26 protein-coding genes are annotated in these 20,646 nt (G+C 69.1%); 15 read left to right on the forward strand and 11 right to left on the reverse strand.

Going from position 1 to position 20,646, the window contains the following annotated elements; all coding sequences use genetic code 11:
* On the reverse strand, positions 1–1,395 hold the full coding sequence (locus tag G6N45_RS05740) for an acyl-CoA dehydrogenase family protein (RefSeq protein WP_057149666.1): 1,395 nt from the start codon (positions 1,393–1,395) through the stop codon (positions 1–3).
* Positions 1,396–1,482: 87 nt separating this feature from the next.
* Between G6N45_RS05740 and G6N45_RS05745 the strand changes: the two genes are divergently transcribed.
* Positions 1,483–2,025: a hypothetical protein gene (locus tag G6N45_RS05745; protein ID WP_163720780.1), complete on the forward strand. Its 543-nt coding sequence runs from the start codon at positions 1,483–1,485 to the stop codon at positions 2,023–2,025.
* 28 nt (positions 2,026–2,053) lie between these two features.
* Here G6N45_RS05745 and G6N45_RS05750 read toward each other — a convergent pair whose 3' ends face one another.
* Positions 2,054–2,365 (reverse strand): DUF222 domain-containing protein, encoded by a 312-nt coding sequence (locus tag G6N45_RS05750; RefSeq protein WP_057150735.1) that lies wholly within the window; start codon positions 2,363–2,365, stop codon positions 2,054–2,056.
* Between the two features lie 47 nt (positions 2,366–2,412).
* On the opposite strand from G6N45_RS05750, the gene G6N45_RS05755 reads away from it, so the two are divergent.
* The 4 genes from G6N45_RS05755 (at position 2,413) to G6N45_RS05770 (ending at position 6,053) form a co-directional block, all read left to right on the forward strand.
* The gene (locus tag G6N45_RS05755; protein ID WP_163720781.1) at positions 2,413–2,868 is read left to right on the forward strand and encodes a PPOX class F420-dependent oxidoreductase; all 456 of its coding nucleotides are present in this window, start codon (positions 2,413–2,415) and stop codon (positions 2,866–2,868) included.
* Positions 2,869–3,041: 173 nt separating this feature from the next.
* Positions 3,042–4,277: an MMP alpha-(1->4)-mannosyltransferase gene (locus G6N45_RS05760; protein WP_163720782.1), complete on the forward strand. Its 1,236-nt coding sequence runs from the start codon at positions 3,042–3,044 to the stop codon at positions 4,275–4,277.
* Entirely contained in the window at positions 4,271–4,996 is a 726-nt protein-coding gene (locus G6N45_RS05765; RefSeq protein WP_163720783.1) for a class I SAM-dependent methyltransferase, read from the forward strand. Before G6N45_RS05760 ends, G6N45_RS05765 begins: the two co-directional genes overlap by 7 nt.
* Positions 4,989–6,053, forward strand: coding sequence for an MMP endo-(1,4)-3-O-methyl-alpha-D-mannosidase (locus G6N45_RS05770; protein WP_163720784.1), 1,065 nt, complete (start codon positions 4,989–4,991; stop codon positions 6,051–6,053). Before G6N45_RS05765 ends, G6N45_RS05770 begins: the two co-directional genes overlap by 8 nt.
* Here the strand turns inward: G6N45_RS05770 and G6N45_RS05775 are convergent.
* Positions 6,050–6,712: a class I SAM-dependent methyltransferase gene (locus G6N45_RS05775; RefSeq protein WP_163720785.1), complete on the reverse strand. Its 663-nt coding sequence runs from the start codon at positions 6,710–6,712 to the stop codon at positions 6,050–6,052. The two genes, G6N45_RS05770 and G6N45_RS05775, sit on opposite strands and share 4 nt — an antisense overlap.
* A 53-nt stretch (positions 6,713–6,765) precedes the next feature.
* Between G6N45_RS05775 and G6N45_RS05780 the strand changes: the two genes are divergently transcribed.
* Positions 6,766–7,335 (forward strand): TetR/AcrR family transcriptional regulator, encoded by a 570-nt coding sequence (locus tag G6N45_RS05780; RefSeq protein WP_163720786.1) that lies wholly within the window; start codon positions 6,766–6,768, stop codon positions 7,333–7,335.
* Here the strand turns inward: G6N45_RS05780 and G6N45_RS05785 are convergent.
* The 3 genes from G6N45_RS05785 to G6N45_RS05795 are packed head-to-tail and all read right to left on the reverse strand — an operon-like array spanning position 7,332 to position 8,835.
* Entirely contained in the window at positions 7,332–7,580 is a 249-nt protein-coding gene (locus G6N45_RS05785) for a hypothetical protein (protein ID WP_163720787.1), read from the reverse strand. The genes G6N45_RS05780 and G6N45_RS05785 overlap by 4 nt on opposite strands.
* The gene (locus G6N45_RS05790; protein ID WP_246228901.1) at positions 7,580–8,299 is read right to left on the reverse strand and encodes a sensor domain-containing protein; all 720 of its coding nucleotides are present in this window, start codon (positions 8,297–8,299) and stop codon (positions 7,580–7,582) included. Before G6N45_RS05790 ends, G6N45_RS05785 begins: the two co-directional genes overlap by 1 nt.
* Positions 8,296–8,835: an Rv2240c family protein gene (locus tag G6N45_RS05795; protein ID WP_163720788.1), complete on the reverse strand. Its 540-nt coding sequence runs from the start codon at positions 8,833–8,835 to the stop codon at positions 8,296–8,298. The genes G6N45_RS05790 and G6N45_RS05795 overlap by 4 nt, the downstream gene beginning before the upstream one ends.
* A 327-nt stretch (positions 8,836–9,162) precedes the next feature.
* Between G6N45_RS05795 and G6N45_RS05800 the strand changes: the two genes are divergently transcribed.
* From G6N45_RS05800 to G6N45_RS05810, 3 genes are all read left to right on the forward strand, one after another.
* The gene (locus G6N45_RS05800; RefSeq protein WP_163720789.1) at positions 9,163–9,855 is read left to right on the forward strand and encodes an MspA family porin; all 693 of its coding nucleotides are present in this window, start codon (positions 9,163–9,165) and stop codon (positions 9,853–9,855) included.
* A gap of 75 nt (positions 9,856–9,930) precedes the next feature.
* Positions 9,931–10,620 carry an MspA family porin gene (locus G6N45_RS05805; protein ID WP_163720790.1) on the forward strand — a complete coding sequence of 230 codons (690 nt, stop codon included), beginning with the start codon at positions 9,931–9,933 and terminating at the stop codon, positions 10,618–10,620.
* On the forward strand, positions 10,617–11,264 hold the full coding sequence (locus G6N45_RS05810; RefSeq protein WP_163720791.1) for a hypothetical protein: 648 nt from the start codon (positions 10,617–10,619) through the stop codon (positions 11,262–11,264). The genes G6N45_RS05805 and G6N45_RS05810 overlap by 4 nt, the downstream gene beginning before the upstream one ends.
* A gap of 157 nt (positions 11,265–11,421) precedes the next feature.
* On the opposite strand, the gene G6N45_RS05815 is transcribed toward G6N45_RS05810, so the two are convergent.
* On the reverse strand, positions 11,422–12,729 hold the full coding sequence (locus tag G6N45_RS05815) for a hypothetical protein (protein ID WP_163720792.1): 1,308 nt from the start codon (positions 12,727–12,729) through the stop codon (positions 11,422–11,424).
* 139 nt (positions 12,730–12,868) lie between these two features.
* A complete protein-coding gene (locus G6N45_RS05820) occupies positions 12,869–13,459 on the reverse strand; it encodes a TetR/AcrR family transcriptional regulator (protein ID WP_163720793.1) in 591 nt (196 codons plus the stop codon).
* Positions 13,460–13,506: 47 nt separating this feature from the next.
* Here G6N45_RS05820 and G6N45_RS05825 point away from each other — a divergent pair, with 47 nt between their 5' ends.
* Positions 13,507–14,835, forward strand: a complete 1,329-nt coding sequence (locus G6N45_RS05825) for a cytochrome P450 (protein WP_163720794.1) — start codon at positions 13,507–13,509, stop codon at positions 14,833–14,835.
* A 13-nt stretch (positions 14,836–14,848) separates the two neighbouring features.
* On the opposite strand, the gene msrA is transcribed toward G6N45_RS05825, so the two are convergent.
* Positions 14,849–15,358, reverse strand: a complete 510-nt coding sequence (gene msrA, locus G6N45_RS05830; RefSeq protein ID WP_163720795.1) for a peptide-methionine (S)-S-oxide reductase MsrA — start codon at positions 15,356–15,358, stop codon at positions 14,849–14,851.
* Complete coding sequence (gene msrB, locus G6N45_RS05835) at positions 15,355–15,834, reverse strand: peptide-methionine (R)-S-oxide reductase MsrB (RefSeq protein WP_163720796.1); 480 nt, start codon at positions 15,832–15,834, stop codon at positions 15,355–15,357. The genes msrA and msrB overlap by 4 nt, the downstream gene beginning before the upstream one ends.
* Positions 15,835–15,917: 83 nt before the next feature.
* Here msrB and G6N45_RS05840 point away from each other — a divergent pair, with 83 nt between their 5' ends.
* Together G6N45_RS05840 and G6N45_RS05845 are read left to right on the forward strand one after the other, a co-directional pair.
* Entirely contained in the window at positions 15,918–16,418 is a 501-nt protein-coding gene (locus G6N45_RS05840; protein ID WP_163720797.1) for a nuclear transport factor 2 family protein, read from the forward strand.
* On the forward strand, positions 16,415–17,443 hold the full coding sequence (locus tag G6N45_RS05845) for an NAD-dependent epimerase/dehydratase family protein (RefSeq protein WP_163720798.1): 1,029 nt from the start codon (positions 16,415–16,417) through the stop codon (positions 17,441–17,443). Before G6N45_RS05840 ends, G6N45_RS05845 begins: the two co-directional genes overlap by 4 nt.
* Positions 17,444–17,446: 3 nt before the next feature.
* Here the strand turns inward: G6N45_RS05845 and G6N45_RS05850 are convergent, their stop codons facing one another.
* Entirely contained in the window at positions 17,447–17,905 is a 459-nt protein-coding gene (locus G6N45_RS05850; protein WP_163720799.1) for a DUF4262 domain-containing protein, read from the reverse strand.
* Between G6N45_RS05850 and G6N45_RS05855 the strand changes: the two genes are divergently transcribed.
* From G6N45_RS05855 to G6N45_RS05865, 3 genes are read left to right on the forward strand one after another with little or no spacing between them, the layout of a single operon-like run.
* Positions 17,904–19,325, forward strand: coding sequence for an NAD(P)/FAD-dependent oxidoreductase (locus G6N45_RS05855; protein WP_163720800.1), 1,422 nt, complete (start codon positions 17,904–17,906; stop codon positions 19,323–19,325). The genes G6N45_RS05850 and G6N45_RS05855 overlap by 2 nt on opposite strands.
* Before the next feature lie 16 nt (positions 19,326–19,341).
* A complete protein-coding gene (locus tag G6N45_RS05860; protein WP_163720801.1) occupies positions 19,342–19,719 on the forward strand; it encodes a DUF427 domain-containing protein in 378 nt (125 codons plus the stop codon).
* 9 nt (positions 19,720–19,728) lie between these two features.
* Positions 19,729–20,640: a DNA-3-methyladenine glycosylase family protein gene (locus G6N45_RS05865; RefSeq protein ID WP_163720802.1), complete on the forward strand. Its 912-nt coding sequence runs from the start codon at positions 19,729–19,731 to the stop codon at positions 20,638–20,640.
* The last annotated feature ends 6 nt before the right edge of the window (positions 20,641–20,646 follow it).

Consider the following 20,646-nt stretch of genomic DNA (forward strand, 5'->3'; position numbering starts at 1 on the left):
CTACTTCTTCGGCGGGCGGAGCACCTTCATCGCCATCTGCATCACCGGTGCGGGCACCCGGTCCTTCATCGACAGCGCGGAGTTGGCGACCTGGGTGCGTGCCGGGGTGCCGCGGCCGAACATCCGGTTCAGCGGTCCACCGGTCGGTTCGAGGTCGACGTGCAGCGGCGGCCTGCCGTCGGCGGCGCCCAGCGCGTTGGAGATCACGATCCGCTGGATCTCGCTGGTGCCCTCGAAGATGGTGTACAGCTTGGCATCCCGGTACCACTTCTCGACCGGGTGGTCTTTGACGTAGCCCCAGCCGCCCATGGTCTGGATGGCACGCTCGGTGGTGCGGACTGCGAGTTCGCTGGCGGCGAGTTTGCACATCGACCCTTCGCCGCGCTCGAACGGCACACCGGTCGCGGCCATCCACGACGCTCGCCACGTCAGCAGCCGGGCGGCGTCGAGCCCGGTGGCCAGGTCGGCCAGCGGGAACGCGATGCCCTGGTTGTCGATGATCGGCGCACCGAACGCTTCCCGCCGGTTGGCATACTCGGTGACGTATTCCAATGCGGCCCTTGCGATTCCGAGAGCCTGGGCGGCGACCATCGGCCGCGTCTGCTCGAAGGTGCCCAGCGTGGCCGAGCCGGAGTGCCGGGCGCCCTCGACGGCTTCTCGGGCGCGGGCCAGCTTGTGATCGAGCTTCTCCTGTCCGCCGAGCAGGTTCTCCGCCGGAACGCGGACGCCGGTCAGCTTCAGCTCGGCGGTGTGGGAGGCGCGGCAGCCCAGCTTGTCGAGCTTGCGCACCATGTCGAGCCCGGGAGTGCCGCCCGGCACGATGAACAGCGCCTGCCCCTTGTGGCCGAGTTCCTGGTCGACGACGGCGTTGACGACGTGCACATTGGCGATGCCGCCGTTGCCGATCCACATCTTGTGGCCGTCGATGATCCAGTCGGCATCCGGACCCGTGCCGTCCCGCCGCGCGGTGGTGCGCAGGTTGCGGACATCGCTGCCGCCTTCGGGTTCGGAGATCGCGAGGGCGGCGAGCTTGAGGTCGCCGGGCGTCCCGAAGCATTCCGGCGCCCACTGCAACATCTGTTCGGGGGAGGCGGCCTGCCCGATCGCCGAGAGCGCCAGCGCCGGCATCACCACCGCCAGCCCGATGCCTGCACATCCCCAGAACAGTTCTTCCATGAACATCGGCAGCGACAGCCCGGTGGGATCGCCGATCAGGTCGCGGTAGAACAGCGGGCTGTAGAAGCCGCGCTCGGCGGCCTCCTCGAGCACCGGCCAGGGAAACTCCTGGCGCTGGTCGTAGTCGGCGGCCACGGGGCGGACCACCTGCTCGGCGAACTCGTGTGTGCGCCTTGCCAGATCGTGCTGCGCAGCGGTCGGCGTGATGTCGAAGCTCATGTCGGGTCCTCCGCGGTGACGTTCGGCGCCTAGAGTGCCGGGTACCCACCGTCGCACCGAAATCCACCGAGGAGGCGGCGAGCCCGAATGAGGATCGCGGCGCTTGCGCTGACCCAACGGGACGGCACGACGTGCGGGCCGTCCGTCGCGGTGATGGCGGGTGCGCTGCTGGACCGCGAGTACGGGGCGTCGCTGGCGCGTCCGCAGGGGCGGGCCTGGTTCGCCGCCGAGCAGGCCCGGGTGCACGACGTGGCTAACCGCATCTGGCCGCGAGCGCTCGGCACCACCCCCGCCGGCATGGCCGCAGCGATCAGCGTGCACTCCGCGCCGCGGGGAAGGCGCTACCGCTGGCGGCCGTGGCGAGGCCGGCGCGACCGACTCGCCGATGTGCTGGCCGCGGTGCCGGCGGGGTGGCCGGTGGCCATGCTCGTCGGCGGCGTCATCCCGCGGCACTGGGTGCTGATCGTCGAGGCGACCGGCGACGCCTCGATGTTCGATTCCCTGGCATGCTACGAACCGTCCTCCGGCGAGGTGCGAACGGTAGGCGTCGACGCGGTGCGGCGGGCTCGGCTGACCGGACTGGGGTACCCGCGTCCGTTCGCGTTCGTGGTGCCGGGACCCCTGCTGTGAGGCCGCGACGACGGAGTCCGTCAGATCGTCATGCCGACTTGGCCTCCTCACAGCCGCCGGCCTCGGCGATGCGCCGCTGGGCTTCACCGACCGAGATGCGAAGCCTTCGGGCCAGCACCTGCGCCCACGGTGCACCGGCGAACTCGACCGGTGGCGGCCCGGCCACGACGCTGCCGAGCAGGCGGCGCTGCAGGGCGCCCAGTTGTTTGTCCATCGTGTCGAGCCGGACCAGCAGCGCTCGCTGGTCCACGGGCCGGAGGCGGTGGACGGGAAGGTCGGCGAGCGCACGGTAGGCCTCGTCGGCGGCGTCGAGCGCCGCGAACACATCATTCGAACTCATGTTCGATAGCGTACGCAGTGGCACCGACACGTCGATACGCTGGCGAGATGGCCCCGAATTACGCGACCGCAGAGGTGGTCGCCGCACCGGCACTGCTGAACTTCATCCGCCCGCGGCACCGCATGGTGCTGACCACGTTCCGGTCGGACGGATCGCTGCAGAGTTCACCGGTGACCGGCGGTCTGGACACCGAGGGCCGCATCGTGGTGGCCAGCTATCCGCAGCGCGCCAAGGCGGCCAACATCCGGCGGCGTCCCCGGGCCAGCGTCGTGGTGCTCAGCGATGAGTTCAACGGTCCCTATGTGCAGGTCGACGGCGCGGCCGAGGTCGTCGATCTGCCCGAGGCGGTCGAGCCGCTGGTGGAGTACTTCCGGGCAGTGGCCGGCGAGCACCCGAACTGGGACGAGTACCGGCAGGCGATGGTCGACCAGGGGAAGTGCCTGATCAGGGTCACTCCGCAGCGCTGGGGTCCGGTCGCCACCGGCGGTTTCCCGCCCCCGTGATCACGAGGTCGGACAGGACGGCCGACGCCGTTTGTGGTAGTCAGAGCTAGCGGACGCAGCGAGGTCCGATTGCATCAGCTAGCACGTCAAACTATAGTCTGGACACATGTCCAGGAGGGGTTCGGATTCCTTGCGTCACTCGATTCGACCAGCTCAGGACAGGTGAGTTGACCATGCGCATCGCCTTGCTGTCCTATCGGAGCAAGACCCACTGCGGAGGGCAGGGCGTATACGTCCGGCATCTGAGCCGCGGCCTGGTCGAATTGGGCCACGACGTCGAGGTCTTCTCCGGTCAGCCCTATCCCTGCGGCCTCGATCCCCGGGTGCGCCTGACGAAGGTGCCCAGCCTCGACCTGTACCGCGAGCCGGATCCCTTCCGGATTCCGCGGCCCAGCGAGATCAAGACCAGCATCGACCTCCAGGAATTGTTGACCACTTGGACGGCCGGCTTCCCCGAGCCCAAGACGTTCAGCCTGCGCGTCGCGCGCCTGCTGGCCGAGCGGCGCGACGACTTCGACGTCGTCCACGACAACCAGTGCCTGGGCACCGGTCTGCTGACGATCGCCGCGTCGGGTCTGCCGGTGGTCGCCACCGTGCACCATCCGATCACCCGCGACCGGGTGCTCGACGTGGCCGCCGCCGCGTGGTGGCGCAAGCCTCTGGTGCGCCGTTGGTACGCGTTCGCCGAGATGCAGAAGGCCGTGGCCCGGCAGATCCCCGAATTGGTGACGGTGTCGTCCACTTCCGCCGCCGACATCGCCGAGGACTTCGCCGTCGACCCGCGTCAGCTCCACGTCGTACCGCTCGGTGTCGACACCCAGCTGTTCGGGCCGTCCGAGCACCGGGTGCGCAATCGCATCATCGCGATCGCGAGCGCCGACGTGCCCCTCAAGGGAGTCAGTCACCTCCTCCACGCGGTGGCGCGCCTGCGCGTGGAGCGGGATCTCGAACTGCAACTCGTCGCCAAGCTCGAGCCCAACGGCCCCACCGAGAAACTCATCGCCGAACTCGGTATCTCCGACATCGTGCACAGCTCCAGCGGGCTGTCGGACACCGAGCTCGCCGAACTCCTCGCCTCCGCCGATGTCGCCTGCATTCCCTCGCTCTACGAGGGTTTCTCGCTGCCTGCGGTCGAGGCCATGGCCAGTGGCACGCCGATCGTGGCCAGCCGGGCGGGTGCGCTGCCCGAGGTCGTCGGCGCCGACGGCGAATGCGCGCGGCTGGTGACCCCGGCCGACGTCGAGGAGCTCACCGCGGTGCTGGGCGAGCTGCTCGACTCGCCGCGTGAGCTGCGCAGGCTGGGGGAGGCCGGGCGGCGACGCGCGCTCGAGGTCTTCAGCTGGGAATCTGTTGCCGCACAGACGGTTGCGGTGTACGAACGAGCTCGGGAGAGGGTCGCCACATGCTGACCGTGGACTTCGACCGCCTCGGTGTGGGAGCGGGCACGAAGGTCATCGACGTCGGTTGTGGGGCCGGCCGGCACACCTTCGAAGCGTTCCGCCGCGGCGCCGACGTTGTCGGATTCGACCAGAACGCAGCGGATCTCAACGATGTGGACGCGATCCTGCAGGCGATGGCAGAGCAGGGCGAGGCACCGCCCTCGGCGAAGGGCGAGGCCGTCAAGGGCGACGCGCTCGATCTGCCCTACCCCGACGCCACGTTCGACTGCGTGATCGCCTCGGAGATCCTCGAGCACGTGCCCGAGGACGATCGGGCGATCGCCGAGCTGGTCCGGGTGCTCAAACCAGGTGGTGCGCTGGCGATCACGGTGCCGCGCTGGCTGCCAGAACGCATCTGCTGGGCGCTGTCGGACTCCTACCACGCCAACGAGGGCGGCCACATCCGGATCTACCGGGCCGATGAGCTCCGGGACAAGGTGCTCGCGCAGGGTCTTTCGTTGACCGACACCCATCACGCCCATGCGCTGCATTCGCCGTACTGGTGGCTCAAGTGCGCGGTGGGGACCGAGAAGGACGGCCATCCCGCCGTGAGTGCGTACCACAAGCTGCTGGTGTGGGACATGATGAGCCGGCCCTGGCTGACCCGCGCCACCGAGTACGCGCTCAACCCGCTGATCGGCAAGAGCGTGGCGCTGTACTTCAGGAAGCCCACCGTAACTGATGCCTGAGGTACCCCACGTTCCCGGTGTCTTCACGCCGGAGCAATGCCTGCAGACCGCGGAATCGATCGCCGCGACGCAGGAATCCTCGGGTGCGATCCCGTGGTCGGTGGGCGGGCACACGGATCCGTGGGATCACGTCGAGAACGCGATGGCGTTGACGGCAGCCGGCCTGCTCGAGCCTGCGAGGGCGGCGTTCGAGTGGTCGCGCGCCACACAGCGCGCGGACGGCACCTGGCCGATTCAGCTGCGCGACGGCGTCGTCGAGGACGCCAACAGTGACAGCAACTTCTGCGCCTACATCGCCACCGGCGTCTGGCATCACGTGCTGGTCACCGGGGACCGGGCGTTCGCGGCCACGATGTGGCCCGTCGTCGCCCGCGCCATCGACTTCGTGCTGGGCCTACAGTCCAGCACCGGCGAGATCGCTTGGGGCGCAAGCCCACACGGCAGTACCGAGGAAGCGCTGCTGACCGGGTGCGCGAGCATCCATCACAGCATCCGGTGTGCGTTGGCGCTGGCCGATCACGTCGGGGACCCGCAGCCCGAATGGGAGGTCGCGGTCGGCCGGCTCGGCCATGCGATCACCGACCACCCCGAGGCCTTCGTGGCCAAGGACCGCTGGTCGATGGAGTGGTACTACCCGGTGCTGGGCGGCGCGCTGCGCGGGGTGCGCGCGCACGCCCGGATCAACGAGCGCTGGGACGATTTCGTGGTGCCCGGCCTGGGGATCCGGTGCGTCGACGACCGGCCCTGGGTGACCGGAGCCGAAACGTGCGAGCTGGTTCTGGCATTGGACGCGATCGGTGACCGGACCCGCGCCCGAGAGCAGTTCGCCGCGATGCATCACCTGCGTGAGAACGACGGCTCCTACTGGACGGGCCTGGTCTACGCCGACGACAAGCGCTGGCCGGTGGAACGCACCACATGGACGGGCGCGGCGGTGATCCTGGCTGCGGACGCGCTGTCGGCGACGACGGCGGCCAGCGGGATCTTCCGAGGCGCAGACCTGCCGCGGGGGCTGGAGGCCGAGTACGACTGCGAGTGTGCGACGAGCGAACGTTAGGCCGCGCGAAGCGTTCCCGGCTGCCCGCTCACCCGCTCGAGCACCCGCATCGAACCGGTCGACAGCACCTCGCGGAAGTCACCACAGTCGAGTGCGCGCCGGTAGATGTGGAACGGCGCCTGCCCGCCGTCGGCCGGGTCGGGGAACACGTCGTGGATCACCAGCGCGCCGCCGACCTCGACCCACGGTGCCCATCCGGCGAAGTCGCGCTGGGCCGCCTCCTCGGTGTGGCCGCCGTCGATGAACAACAACCGCAACGGGGTTCGCCAGCCGCGCGCCACGATCGGGGATCGCCCGACGATCGCGACGACGTGCTCGTCCAGGCCTGCGGCGTCCAGCGTATGGCGCAACGTGGGAAGCGTGTCGAAGAGTCCGGTGCTGGGATCGACCAGCGACGTGTCGTGGTACTCCCAGCCTGGTTGGTGTTCCTCCGAGCCGTGGTGGTGGTCGACGGTGAAGAGGAGTCCGCCGGTCTGCTGGGCGGCGGCGCCCAACATGACCGTGGATTTGCCGCAGTAGGTGCCGATTTCGACGGCGACTCCGTCGCCCAGGTAGCGCACCGCGGTGTCGTAGAGGGTGCGGCCCTCGTCCGCGGGCATGAAGCCGGTGACGCCATCCGCGAGCTCGAACAGGGCTGCGGCGGCTGACGGAAGGTTCATGGCCTCCAACTTACCGTTGCTGGTGGCATCGGGTTGTAGTAGCGTCCGGACATGTGTCCGATCCGGCCTTGGAGTCGACGCGGCGGAGGCTGACGGCCAAACAGGCCGACACCGTGGACCGCCTGGGACGCGCCGCCGTGGACGTGTTGTGCCGTGAGGGATTCGCGGGTTTGACCGTGCGCCGGGTGGCCGCGGAAGCCGGTGTGGGCGCGGCGACGGCGTACACGTACTTCTCATCCAAGGAGCACCTGGTCGCCGAGGTGTTCTGGCGTCGTCTTGCCGGATCACCCTGTGCGGCGCACCATTCCGAGGACGCGGCGGCGCGCGTGATCGAAGTGCTCGGGCACATCTCGCTGCTCGTCGCCGACGAACCCGAGTTCGCCGGTGCGGTCACCACGGCGCTGTTGGGCAAGGATCCCGACGTCGAGGTGCTGCGTCTGCGCATCGGCCGCGACATCCGGGAGCGCCTGTCGGCGGCCGTGGGTCTCGACCCCGATCCCGCCGTGGTCGACTCGCTGGAGATGCTGTATTCGGGGGCGCTGGTACGCGCCGGCATGGGGTACGCCACGTACGAGGAGATCGCCGAGAAGCTGGAGAAGGCCGCGCGCCTGATGCTCGGCTAGCGTTGATCGCTGCGCTGGACGAGCGCGGCACACATGTCCCGCAGGGTGGCCGCCTCGTTCTGCTTGACCCTGATCAGCCGCCGGATGTTGCGGCCCCGCTCCGACTTTCGTGCTGCCGGCGCGAGTCTGCGCAATTCGTTGCAGCGTTCGACGATCTCGGTCTCGAGTGCCTGCCAGCGCGACGCGAGCATCGTGAGGTAGTACTCGGCCTGGGCGTGGTCCGCGCCGTCGTGAGTGGTCAGCACTACTCGGCAGTCGGGACGTGCGACGCGATGCGATCGGCGATCTCGCTCGCCTGTCTGACATCGGCGGTGCGGGGCGCGCACGCCAGGACGTCGATGACGACGTTGGCGCGTATCGAGACCACATGCTCGCACGACGACGTCGCCGTCCCGTTCGCGCGGCTGATCGGCATTCTCAGGCGGTCAGTCGCAGCATCGAGTTGGCCGCTGCGCCAACGGGGCAGCCGCTGGTCGTTGAGCGTGATGTTGACCGTGTGGTCGGTGCACTTGGCCCACCGGTCCGCGGACTGGGCGAGGAAGTCGCGTGCGGCGCCCGGTGCGGGATAAGACGTCACGGACTGCACGACCGACGAGCGCCACTGATCGTTACCGGGGGCGCGGAGCAGTTGCCGACGCACCGAACTCCAGGCCCCCGGTGTGTCCGGTGCGCCGTAGATGGCCGTTTCGCCGGGATGCCATACGCCCAGACAGTTCAGGTTGGGCAGCAGAGTGCGGTTGTCGTCCATCGCCGAGTTCACCGGTTCGGCGATCAGCGGTGCGCCGTCCATCACCGACCTGATGTCGGGAGCAGCCAACAGAAGTCCGCTCAGTGCCGAGTCCGGGACCAGGTTCGACGCGATCGGCTGCGGGGTCGGAGTTCCGCCGCAGCCGGCGGCGAGGAGCGTCAGCGACATGGCCCCGGCGCACAGCGCGGCGATGTGCCGGCGACGGGTGTGCGTCACGCGTGGGTACCTGCGTCCGCGCAGGCTTGCTGCGTGGCGACCGCGTCGTTGTTGAGCTCGTCCGCTGTGGCGTTGAGAGTGTCCCGCCCGCCGCGCAGACCCATCTTGATCAGGAGTTTGGTGGCGTCGACCGACCACTGGCGCATCGGGTCGGCCACTGCAGGCGGAACGCCCGGGCCGCTGGCCGCGGCCATCGCGACTCCGGCTCCCTGCCGTAAGGCGGTGCGCCCCATGACGTTGCTGCTCTCGACAGCGGGGTCGGAGTAGTTCTCCGCGGCGAAGCCGTCGAGGGAGTCGGCGAAGTCCCCGTAGTACAGCGCGGTCGAATCGAGCACCTCGGCGAATTGGCTGCACGCCGCCACGGCCGCGGGGTCCGCGTTGTCGTTGCCGGGGGTGGCCACCTGCACGGGGGGCGCCGACGGGTCGGCGAGCGCATCGGCGGGTTGTGCCGCAGCGTGCGGAATCAGCAAAAGAGATGTGACGGTCGACACACACCCTGCCACGAGTGCTCGGCCCGCTCGATGTCCGGTGCTCATGTCCGTTCTCCTCTCGCTTCCGCGGCGTGATGGTCGCCAGCGAAACGTAATGATGGCACTGCATTTCACGCCATCGATCGGTGGACTCAATGCGTCGAAGATGAACGGCTCGCCACACGCGGGTGGACTGCGATGGTCTATTCCTAGGTTATCGGCCATCTCACAGCCGACCTCACAGCATGCTTTCAGCAAAGGTGCGTACCCGATAGGAAGCAGGTCGAACTGCGTCACCGTGCGTTCACCGTGCCGACACCCGGTCAGTGGACGCTCTGCGGGTCAAGGCGATAAGAACCTGTTCCACACACCACGAGAGGCGTCGTCAGACCAATGTTGAACCGCTATGTCACGCTCGCCGCTGCATGCCTGGCGGCGCCGGTATGGGCCGCGCCGATCGTTGCGGCGCAACCGGCACCCGCCAACCCAGGTGTGGCGCCCGTCGCGGATGCGGCGCCGGCACCGCCACCCCCGCCCGACGGTGCGGTGCCGTCCGGCCCTCCCGGAGTTCTCGACACACCCGACGGATGGCACCTGGAAGTGGTGGGCAGCAACGAGACGCAGTTGCCTGTCGCGCCGCTGACCACAGCGATCTCGTCACGCGAATACCTGGTGAGCGGCACCTTCACCGGCAAGATCTCAGGTGAGGGCAAGACGACGCTGGCCGGCGGATCGATGGAAGCGGGCGAGCAGATCGGTTGCGGCATCATCTCCGACGAGACGGAGATCAACCCGAGCGCGGGCATCACGCCCGGCATCGGCATCCCCTTCACGGGCAACCCGACGTTCGGCGCGGCCCTCGGCCTGGAGGGCAAGGTGTATCTCAAGCCCGGCACGGTGACCACAGTCGCGCTCGACAAGAAGTCCTTCAAGGGCACGTCGACCCGCATCACTCTGACCGGCGTCAGGGTCAAGACCGATCAGTGCGCGGGCCAGTCGTTCATCCGGTCGTACGCGATGCTGACCAGCTCGACCGACAACACCGACGACGTCATCACCTACCTCGGCGTGACCAAGGCGGTGTAGGCCGGTCACGACTGCCGTTCCTTCTCGACAGCCCAGACTTCGGACATCGAAAGACCCTGAGAGGCCCCTCCACTCATGAAGAACAAGCTCCTCGCGCTGGTTGCCGCCGGCCTCGCCGTGCCGGCCATCACTGCACCCACCGCAATCGCGCAGCCGGCTCCGCCTGCCCCTCCACTGCCGCCGCCCGCTGATGCCGGCCCGCCGCCGGACAACGGCATCGTGGCCTCCGGGCCTCCTGGAACCGTCCAATCGCCCGACGGCTGGGTTCTGACCGTCGCCGCCACCGGTGAGACGCAGTTGCCCATCGCTCCGCTGACCACGGCCGTGTCGTCGCGCGAGTACCTGGTGGGCGGCACCTTCGTAGGAACCGTGACGGGATCCGGCAAGACCAAGCTCAACGGTGGCGTGCTGGAAGCCGGCTACCAGATCGGCTGCGGCATCGAACTCGGCCAGGTCCGTCTGATCGGGTCGGTCGGTGTTGGTACGTCGGGTTCGTCGCTGACCGGCGGTCTGGTGCCGACGGGCGTGAACTTCCCGATCGCAGGCAAGCTCGAGATCCATCTCAAGCCCGGTACGGTGAATCAGGTTGCGGTGGACAAGAAGTCCTTCAAGGCCGCACCGGCCCGCGTGACCCTCAAGGACATCCACATCAAGGTTGATGGTTGTGCGGGACAGTCGTTCCTCCGGTCCTATGCGACGCTGACGAGCTCGACGACGGATACCGACGACATCGTCGCCTACTACGGCGTCACGAAGTCCGTATGACCCATGTGATCAGGCAGGCACCGGCGGCGCTTCTCGCCGCCGGTGCCGCCGTCGTCCTCGCGTCCACCGCGCAGGCTCAGCCGCCCCTTCCGCCGGAACCCCCGGCGCCACCACCGTCACCGGGTCCCACCATCCCGGTGATCGGTGCACCACTCGGTTCGAACGGCTGGAACGTGTTGGCGCAGAGCAACCCTCAGGGACCGACCGGTCCGCTCGGCGTGCCCGAGATCCCCGGTATCCAGCGGGACACGGTGCTCGGTCAGAATCCGGTGCCGTCTGCACCCGGTGCGGGGCCGGGTGTTGTGCCGAGTCTGCGAGCGTTCAACAACGCCTACGGCGTTCCGCAGAACGAGGTCCCGGCGGCGCCGGGGCAGGGTCAGCAGTTCGACGTGGCACCCGGCGACGAGAACGCCGACGTGAATGGCCGGACGTGGCTGGGCCGCTACATCGACCTGTACCGCGACGGACGGCTCCGCGGCTCCCTGCTGGGCCAGTCGCCCCAGCAGCAACTGGGAGAGCCGTTGCCGGGCACCGCTCCGCCGCGGGGGACGAACATCCCTCCGGGACTCGTACAGTTCCTGCCCGATCCTGCGGGCCCTGCACCGGAGGGTCCGCAGGCAATGCCGGTGGTACCGCCGGCCTGACGGTCTCCGCCTACGGCCTGACACCACGGAGATCGGCCCCTGCCCACGCGGCGGGGGCCGATTGACGTTGCAGCCCAAAATTTTCTCGGCTACGGGACCTGCGTGACAAAGAAATCGGTCCCCGCTGATGCAGCGGGGACCGATTCCGGTGGTGAGGTCAGGCGGCGTCGGCCTCAGGCTTGCGGTGCTTGCCGCCGGTCGACGCGCCGGACGTCTCAGCCGACGCGCCGGATGTGGCGGTGTCCGACGACGGCTTCTCGGTCGCGCTCGTCTCTGCCTTGGTCCCAGCCTTATCGTCAGCCTTGCTGTCCGACTTCGTATCAGACTTGTCGGACTCGGCGTCTGCCGGTGCGTCGGTCGTGCTGTCGGACTGGTCCTCATCTTCGGGCGCTCTGTGCTTGGGGCCCTCGCTCTTCGGCGCGTCCGTGGTGTCAGAGCCAGCAACGTCCTCCGTGGGGGACGCCTCCGGCTGCTGCTCCACAGCGCTGTGATCCCGGGTGGCCTCGGCGAGGAGCGGATGCACGCCGCTGTCGAACACGCCGGCCGCGGTGGCGTCACCGGCGAGCAGATTCGGTGCCTGGCGCGACTGCAGTGCCGTCGCCCCGGAGGTGCCGCCGAAGATCTGCGAGACGATGTTCTTGTCGTACGCGATCTCGGACTTGATCGAGTTGCTGATGCCGGGGAGGGCGCCCTGCAGATTGGTGCGGACGGTGTTGACGTAGGCGGGGATCTCCGCGGTGCGGTTGGTCAGCACGTACGTCGCGACCGAGAACGGCAGGCCGGCCAATTGCACCACCGCGTTGACGGCTTTACCCACCGCGATCGAGACACCGTAGATGTTGTGGTACGGAATGGTCAGCAGCTGCAAGAACAGCGTGCCCGGATCAGCCTGCGCCGTAACGGTGTCGGCCGCGGACTTGACGGTGGCGGTGTCCTGGTTTCCGCCGAACAGTTGCGCGAGGAGGTCGAGGTCGTAGCCGATCTCCGACTGCACCGAGTCGACCACACCGGGGATGGCGTTGCCCAGGTTGTTGCGGACGGTCTGAAGGTAGGCCGGGAGCTCGGCGGTGCGGTTGGTCAGCACGTACGTCGCGACCGAGAAGGGCAGAGAGACGAGCTGGACGACGGCGTTGACGGCCTTGCCCAGGGCGATCGAGACTGCGTAGACGTTGTGGTACGGCGCGGTCAGCAGCTGCAGCAGCAGCGTGCCGGTGTCGACTCCGGACAGCTCGGCCATCGTGTCGACCGCCTCGACGAGCTTGGCGTCCTCGATCGGGGCGACCGAGCCGCCGAGCGTCCGCGCCGACGGCGGGACGGGATCGAAAGAGGTGACGGCGGCCGACAATTCGACGGGGATCGTCGCGATGGCCAGGGGGGATTCGTGGATGGTCGGGGTCATCGCCGGGGCCGCCAGGCAGGCAGCCGAGACGAATGCCACGAGAGGTTTGCCAATGGACGAGTGCATACCGTCGCCTTCGTAAAGGGGTGTCAGGACGGACGGAAATGTACGGGCTGCACGCATGGGCTGCCGGAACGCACAGCGGCACAGAGGTTCTCACCGGTTGAACGGACGGTGACCTTCCTGGCAGGCGCGGTTGAGCGGCTCAGACGGGCCGCGGCGCGACCAGGGCCGTGGCCGCGGCGACCGCCGGTTCGGTGATGCCCACGACGTCGCGGTCTTCTTCGACGAAGAACGCCGTGAGTTCCCGTAGCCCGCCGAGCAGGATCAGCGCCATCGGCGGCGACACCGGTCTCAGGCCGGCGCGCTCGAAGCCGGGGTTGTTCGTCAACGTCACGAGCAACTCGGTGAGATCGCCCATCACCTGCCGGTTGAGTGGCCGTGCCACCACGCCCAGCGCCGGGGCCTCGCGGATCCAGCACAGCGTGATCGCCGGCCGGGCCCGGATGTGCGCGACATAGGCGTCGACGGCCGAGCGGATCTGCGCCCGCCAGTCGTCGGCGGGGACGACCGCGCTGCGGATTCCGGCGATGAGGTCGCTGTTGTTGCGGCGCAGCAGTTCGATCAGGCACTGCTCCTTGCCGGCGAACTGCTCGTAGAACGTGCGCTTCGAGGTGCGCGCATGCCGGACGATGTCGGCCACCGTGGTGTCGCGGTAGCCGCGCTCGACGATCGAGGTGGTCAACCCGTCGAGCAGGCGATCCACCATCGGCGCCAGCACCGGCGTCTCGCTCATGTTCTCACCCTTGCGTTCCCGTGGTACCAACCGGTACCGTACCGGACATGACTGTGGTACACCGCAGTACCACGCCGCTGACCGCGGCGCGGCTGCCACCGAGTCCTGCCATTCCCAGGGCCCTGCAGGGCCTCGCGTTCTCGGTCTCCCGGAAATGGACGGTGCGCCAGATCGCGCGCCGCTTCGGCGACGTGTTCACCATGACGATCCCCGTGTTCGGCCGCACCGTGATCGTCGCCGACCCTGTGCTGGCCAAACAGGTGTTCATGGCCAACCCCGACGAGGTCGGCAACATCCTGCCGAACCTGTCGCGCGTCCTCGGTCCCGGCTCGGTGTTCGCCCTCGACGGCACCGACCACCGGCTGCGCCGCAAACTGCTGACACCTCCGCTGCACGGCAAGAGCATCAAGAACTACGAACGCATCTTCGAAGAGGAGACGCTGCGCGAAGCCGAGAGTTGGCCGGAGGGCGAGTCTTTCGAGACGCTCGAGCCGATGATGAGGATCACGCTGAACGTGATCCTGCGCGCCGTCTTCGGTGCCGACGGCGCGCATCTGGACGAACTGCGCCGCAACATCCCGCCGTGGGTCACGCTCGGGTCGCGGCTGGCGGTGCTGCCGATGCCGTCGCGCACGTACGGCCGCTTCACCCCGTGGGGCCGGCTCGCGCAGTACCGCAAGCGCTACGACGAGGTCATCGGCCGGCTCATCGACGCCGTGCTGGCCGACCCGAACCTGGACACGCGCGACGACGTGCTCTCGCTGCTGTTGCGCAGCACCTACGAGGACGGTTCGACGATGTCTCGTCAGGACGTCGGCGACGAACTGCTCACGCTGCTGGCCGCCGGCCACGAGACCACCGCGGCCACGCTGGGATGGGCCTTCGAACGCATCACGCGGCACCCCGAGGTGCTGTCGCGGCTGGCCGCCGAGGCCGACACCGACGACAACGAATACCGGCAGGCGACCCTTCTCGAGATCCAGCGCACCCGCACGATCATCGACTTCGCCGGCCGGCACGTGCACGCGCCGGCCTTCGAGCTCGGCGAATGGGTGATCCCGCAAGGCTATTCGATCCTGGTGGCGATCGCGCAGATGCACCGGCGCGCCGACGACTTCCCGGACCCGCAGCGGTTCGACCCGCAGCGCTTCGTCGGGCAACGGCCGCCGACCTTCGCCCACATCCCGTTCGGCGGCGGCACCCGCCGGTGCGTCGGCGCCACCTTCGCCAATGTCGAGATGGATGTCGTGCTGCGGACGGTATTGCGGCACTTCGAGATCGAGCCGACCACCGCGCCCCCGGAGAAGTCGCACTTCCGCGGTGTCGCGCACACGCCGAAGGACGGCGGACGCATCGTGGTGCGCCGCCGCCCCTAGACGGTCGCGCGAATCAGACCTGCGTCCGCTTCGGCAGCTTCCAGCCCGCCCGCGGGAAGTGGCAGGTGTAGCCGTTCGGGTAGTGCAGCAGGTAGTCCTGGTGCTCCGGCTCGGCCTCCCAGAAGTCGGGGGCCGGGCTCACCTCGGTGACCACCTTGCCGGGCCACAGCCCCGAGGCGTCGACGTCGGCGATCGTGTCGAGCGCGACCTCGCGCTGCTCGTCGTCGACGTAGAAGATCTCGGACCGGTAGCTCGTCCCGACGTCGTTGCCCTGACGGTTCTTCGTCGTCGGATCGTGGATCTGGAAGAAGAACTCCAGCAGCGCGCGGTAGTCGGTCTGCGCCGGGTCGTAGACGATCTCGACGGCCTCGGCATGGCCCGGGTGGTTGCGGTAGGTGGGGTGGTCGTTCTGCCCGCCGGTGTAGCCGACCCGGGTGGACACCACGCCGGGCTGCCTGCGGATCAGATCCTGCATGCCCCAGAAGCAGCCACCGGCCAGCACGGCCCGCTTGTGTTCGCTCACGCTTGCTCCTCATCGGCGGTCGAGTTGTCTGTGTCGGTGAACAATCCACGGTACTGCCCGTATCCCTGCTCCTCGAGTTCGTCGAGGTGGACGAAGCGCAGCGCCGCGGAATTGATGCAGTAGCGCAGTCCGCCGTCGGCGCGGGGGCCGTCGGTGAACAGGTGCCCGAGATGGCTGTCGCCGTGTGCGGAGCGCACCTCGGTCCTGATCATCAGGTGCGAGAAGTCACGCTTCTCGTGGACGTTGGCGCTCTCGATCGGCCGGGTGAAACTCGGCCAGCCGGTGCCGCTGTCGAACTTGTCGACCGAGGCGAACAGCGGTTCGCCGGACACCACGTCGACGTAGATGCCGGGTTCGTGGTTGTCCCAGTACTCGCCGGTGAACGGTCGCTCGGTGCCATTGCGCTGGGTGACGTGGTACTGCTCGGGCGACAAGGCGTCGACCGCTTTCGGGTTCTTGTTGTAAACCTTCGACATAGTGTTTCCATAACGGCCTGTGCTGCGCATTTGTTCCGTGCGCCCCTCGACAACGCCGGGTAGAACGTGTTCTAGTTCTTGTCGTGACAGCCAGTGCTTTCTCGCGGGAGGAACTCGCGGACGCGTTCGCCGTGTTCGAGCGGACCGTCGACCGCGCGGCGGGGACGCGCGACTGGGATCCCTGGGTCGAGCAGTACACCGACGACGTGCTCTACATCGAGCACGCGGCGGGCACCATGCGCGGACGCGAGGAGGTGCGGCCCTGGATCTGGAACACCATGGAGAGCTTCCCCGGTAATCACATGACGGCGTTCCCGGCGCTGTGGAAGGTTTTCGACCCCGACACCGGCCGCGTCATCTGCGAACTCGACAACCCGATGCGCGACCCTGGCGACGGCACGATCATCAGCGCCACCAACATCTCGATCGTCACCTACGCCGGCGACGGCAAGTGGCGCCGCCAGGAGGACATCTACAACCCGCTGCGCTTCGTCAAGGCCACCCTGAAGTGGTGCGCGAAGGCCCAGGAACTCGGCACCCTGCCCGACGAGGCGGCCGAGTGGATGGCCCGGGTGAGTCGATGAGGGTGCTGGTGATCGGCGCCAACGGCTATCTGGGCAGCCACGTCACCCGTCAGCTCGTCGAGGCGGGGCAGGACGTGCGGGTGATGGTGCGCGAGGACGCCGTGACGTCCGGCAAGACCGTCGGCATCGATGACCTCATCGATGACCGGGCGGTCACCCGGTTCACCGGGGACATCTGGAACGACGCGGTGCTGCGCGAGGCGATGACCGGATGCGACGTCGTCTACTACTGCGTCGTCGACACCCGCGGCTGGCTGCGCGACCCGGCGCCGCTGTTCCGCACCAACGTCGACGGCACCCGCCACGTGCTCGACATCGCCACCGAGCCGGCCATCGCCGCAGGACTGAGGAAGTTCGTCTTCACCAGCAGCTATGTGACCGTGGGACGCCGGCGCGGCCGCACCGCCACCGAGAACGACGAGATCGCCGACGAGCGCGGGCTCACGCCGTATGTGCGGTCTCGTCTGCAGGCCGAGAGGCTGGTGCTGGACTACGCCAGGAGCCGTGGCCTGCCCGCCGTGGCGATGTGCGTGTCCACCACCTACGGCGCGGGGGACTGGGGCCGCACGCCGCATGGTGCGATCATCGCCGGCGCCGCGTTCGGCAAGCTGCCGTTCGTGATGGGCGGCATCGAGCTCGAGGCGGTGGGCATCGACGACGCCGCTCAGGCGCTGCTGCTGGCCGCCGAGAAGGGCCGCGTCGGTGAGCGGTATCTGATCTCGGAGAAGATGATCTCCAATGCCGAGGTGGTGCGGATCGCGGCCGAGGCGGCGGGCGTGCCCGCGCCGACGAGGACGATTCCGCTCGCGGTGTCCTACGCCATAGCCGCGATGGGCAGCCTCAAGGGCCGGCTGACCGGAACCGACCAGCGGCTGTCGCTGGGCTCGCTGCGCCTGATGCGCGCCGAAGCGCCCGTCGACTGCACCAAGGCGAAGCGGGAGTTGGGCTGGCAGCCGCGACCGGTCGAGGAGTCGATCCGCGAAGCGGCGACGTTCTGGGTGGACCTGCGCGCCGCCAGGCGTTAGCGCTCAGGCGGCCCGCAGTCCGAGCACCGGCTGTCGTTGTCGCCCGTCGCAGAACGTCGCCGACCACGGCCACCGTCCCCTGCCATCGGCCCAGACGGCCTGCAGCACCCGGATGGGACCCTCCGCATGGGTGACGGCCCAGCCGCAGTGCACATCCGGATGATCCACGTCGACGAACTCGACGGCAGGGCCGTCCGGAACCACGAACCGATCTCCGGACCCCCACCGCGCACCCCGCAGCGCCTCCCCTGCCAGCGCCCGCAGAAGGCGCAGCGCCCGCGGCGGAGACACGCTGGTCACCAGCACCTCGGGCAGGTTCCGATCGGAGAGTCCCACGGTATAGGCGAACGGCATGGTGTCCTCGACGTACTGGACCATCCACCCGTTCCTGAGCACCTTGCCCCGCACGACCTCCAGGTAGTCCTGCCGGGTCGCGGTGGGGTGATCGCAGAGCCAACACATGCGCACAGCGTGCACCCGCACACCGACATGGCGGTGCTGCCACAATCTGTCGGTGCGCAACGGTGACATCTCCCACTGGTTCGACCGACTGCCGACGCCCAGGGCGTTCCTGCCCGGTGGTCGCGACGCAGACGTCTGCATCGTCGGCGCCGGCTACACCGGACTGTGGACGGCGTACTACCTGAAGAAGGCGGACCCGAGCCTGCGCATCGTGGTGCTCGAGGCGCGCTTCGCCGGGTTCGGGGCGTCCGGGCGCAACGGCGGCTGGCTGTCGGGGCTGGTGCCCGGGGACCGTGAGCGCATGGCGCGTCAGTACGGCCGGGACGGAGTGGTGGGCTGGCAGCGCGCCCTCAACGAGTCCGTCGACGAGGTCATCGACGTGGCCGCCCGGGAAGGCATCGAGGCGGGCATCGTCAAGGGCGGGACACTGGAGGTGGCCCGCAACCGCGCCCAAGCCGGCCGGCTTGCCGCCGCGGCGGCAGCCGAGCGTCGCTGGCAGGTCGACGGCATCGAAGAGCTGTCGAAAGACGAAGCCTCGCAACGTATTCGGCTCAGCGATGTGGTGGCGGCCTATCACAACCCGCACTGCGCCAGGGTCCAGCCGGCTGCGCTGGTGCGCGGTCTGGCCGACACGGTCGTCGCGCTGGGAGTGGACATCTACGAAGGCTCACCGGTCACCGAGATCGCGGCGGGCCGGGCCGTCACCCCGCGCGGTACCGTCACCGCGCCGGTGGTGCTGCGGGCCACCGAGGGGTTCACCGCCGGGCTGCCCGGACTCAAACGCCGCTGGCTGCCGATGAACAGCTCGATGATCGCGACCGACCCGATCCCCGCCGAGGTGTGGGACGCGATCGGCTGGGAGGGCCGCGAAACCCTCGGCGACACCGCGCACGGCTTCTTCTACGCGCAACGCACGGTCGACGACCGCATCGCGATCGGCGGGCGCAGCGTCCCGTACCGCTTCGGTTCCCGCACCGACCGCGACGGCCGGGTGCCCGCGCGCACCATCGACGCGTTGACCGCCACGCTGCGCACAGTCCTCCCGCAGGTGGCAGGCGTCGGGATCGCCCACGGCTGGTGCGGGGTGCTGGCCGTGCCACGCGACTGGGAGGCGACGGTCGACTTCGACCGGGCCAGCGGCCTCGGCTGGGCGGGCGGCTACGTCGGCCACGGCGTGACCGCCACCAATCTCGCCGGCCGGACGCTCGCCGATCTGGTGCTCGGGCACGCAACGCCGCTGACGGAACTGCCGTGGGTGGGGCACCGGTCGAAGAACTGGGAACCCGAACCGCTGCGCTGGCTCGGTGTGCGCGGCATGTATCTGGCCTACAAGGCCGCCGATTGGCACGAGGGCAGGGGCCGCGCCCGGACCTCGCCCATCGCGGTGGTCGCCGACAAGATCGCCGGGCGCCCGCACTGAGCGTTCAATGGTGGGTATGACCGACCGACCTGTGCTCGAGCCGTCCAGCACCCATCCGATCACCGTCGAACCCACGGGCCGACACGTCGTCGTCCTGATCGAGGGCGACGTCGTCGCCGAGACCGACGCCGCGCTCACGCTGCAGGAGGCGAGCTACCCTGCGGTGCAGTACATCCCGATCGCCGACGTGGCGCAGGACCTGCTGGTCCGCAGTGACACCGCGACCTACTGCCCGTTCAAGGGCGACGCCGCCTACTACCATCTGCGCACCTCCGGCGGCGCCACGGTCACCGACGCGGTGTGGACCTACGAGCAGCCCTATCCCGCGGTGGCCGCCATCGCCGGGCACGTGGCGTTCTATCCGGACAAGGCCGATGTCCGGGTGCAGCCCTAGGCTGTGCGCGTGCACAGTACGGCCAGCGTGGTGTTCGCCGGCCCGGCGAGTCCGGGGCTGACGCTCGCGCCGCTGCGCCGGGGCCGGGCCGACCCGTGCCATCACGACGCCCCCGACGGCGCGATCTGGCGCACCAGCCTGCTCGCGAGCGGACCGGTGACCGCCAGACTCAGCCGGGACGCCGTCGACACCGTCGGCTGCGAAGCCTGGGGACCCGGCGCCGGCGAGTTCACCGACGCCCTGCCCGCCCTGCTCGGCGCCGACGACGACAAGACCGGGTTCGATCCGCGGGATCCGACGATCGCGCGTGCCCACCAGCGGGTGCCGCACCTGCGGCTGGGCCGCACCGGGCGCGTGCTCGAGGCGCTGGTGCCCGCCATCCTCGAACAGCGGGTGTACGGCAAGGACGCCCGGCGCGCCTGGCGCAGACTCGTCGGCAAGTACGGCACCCCCGCGCCCGGGCCGGCTCCGGCGCACATGCGGGTGCCCCCGACGGCCGAGGCGTGGCGACGCGTGCCCTCCTGGGAGTTCCACCTCGCCAACGTCGACCCCGGCCGCGCCCGGACCATCGTCGGCTGCGCCCAGCGGGCCGACGCGCTCGAACGCCTGGTGCACCGGTCCTCCGAGGCGGCGCGTGCCGCGCTGATGTCGCTGCCCGGGGTCGGGGTGTGGACGGCGGCCGAGACCGCGCAGCGTGCCTTCGGTGACGCCGACGCACTGTCGGTGGGGGATTACCACCTGTCCACCATGGTGGGCTGGAGCCTGCTCGGTCACCCCATCGACGACGACGCGATGGTGGCGCTGCTCGCGCCGCTGGCGCCGCACCGGCACCGCGCGGTCCGGTTGCTGGAAGCCAGTGGCCTCGCGGTGAATCCGCGCTTCGGGCCACGCGCTGCGATACCGAACCTTGCCGAAATGTGACGTCTG

Source organism: Mycolicibacterium psychrotolerans (genome assembly GCF_010729305.1).
Taxonomy (GTDB): domain Bacteria; phylum Actinomycetota; class Actinomycetes; order Mycobacteriales; family Mycobacteriaceae; genus Mycobacterium; species Mycobacterium psychrotolerans.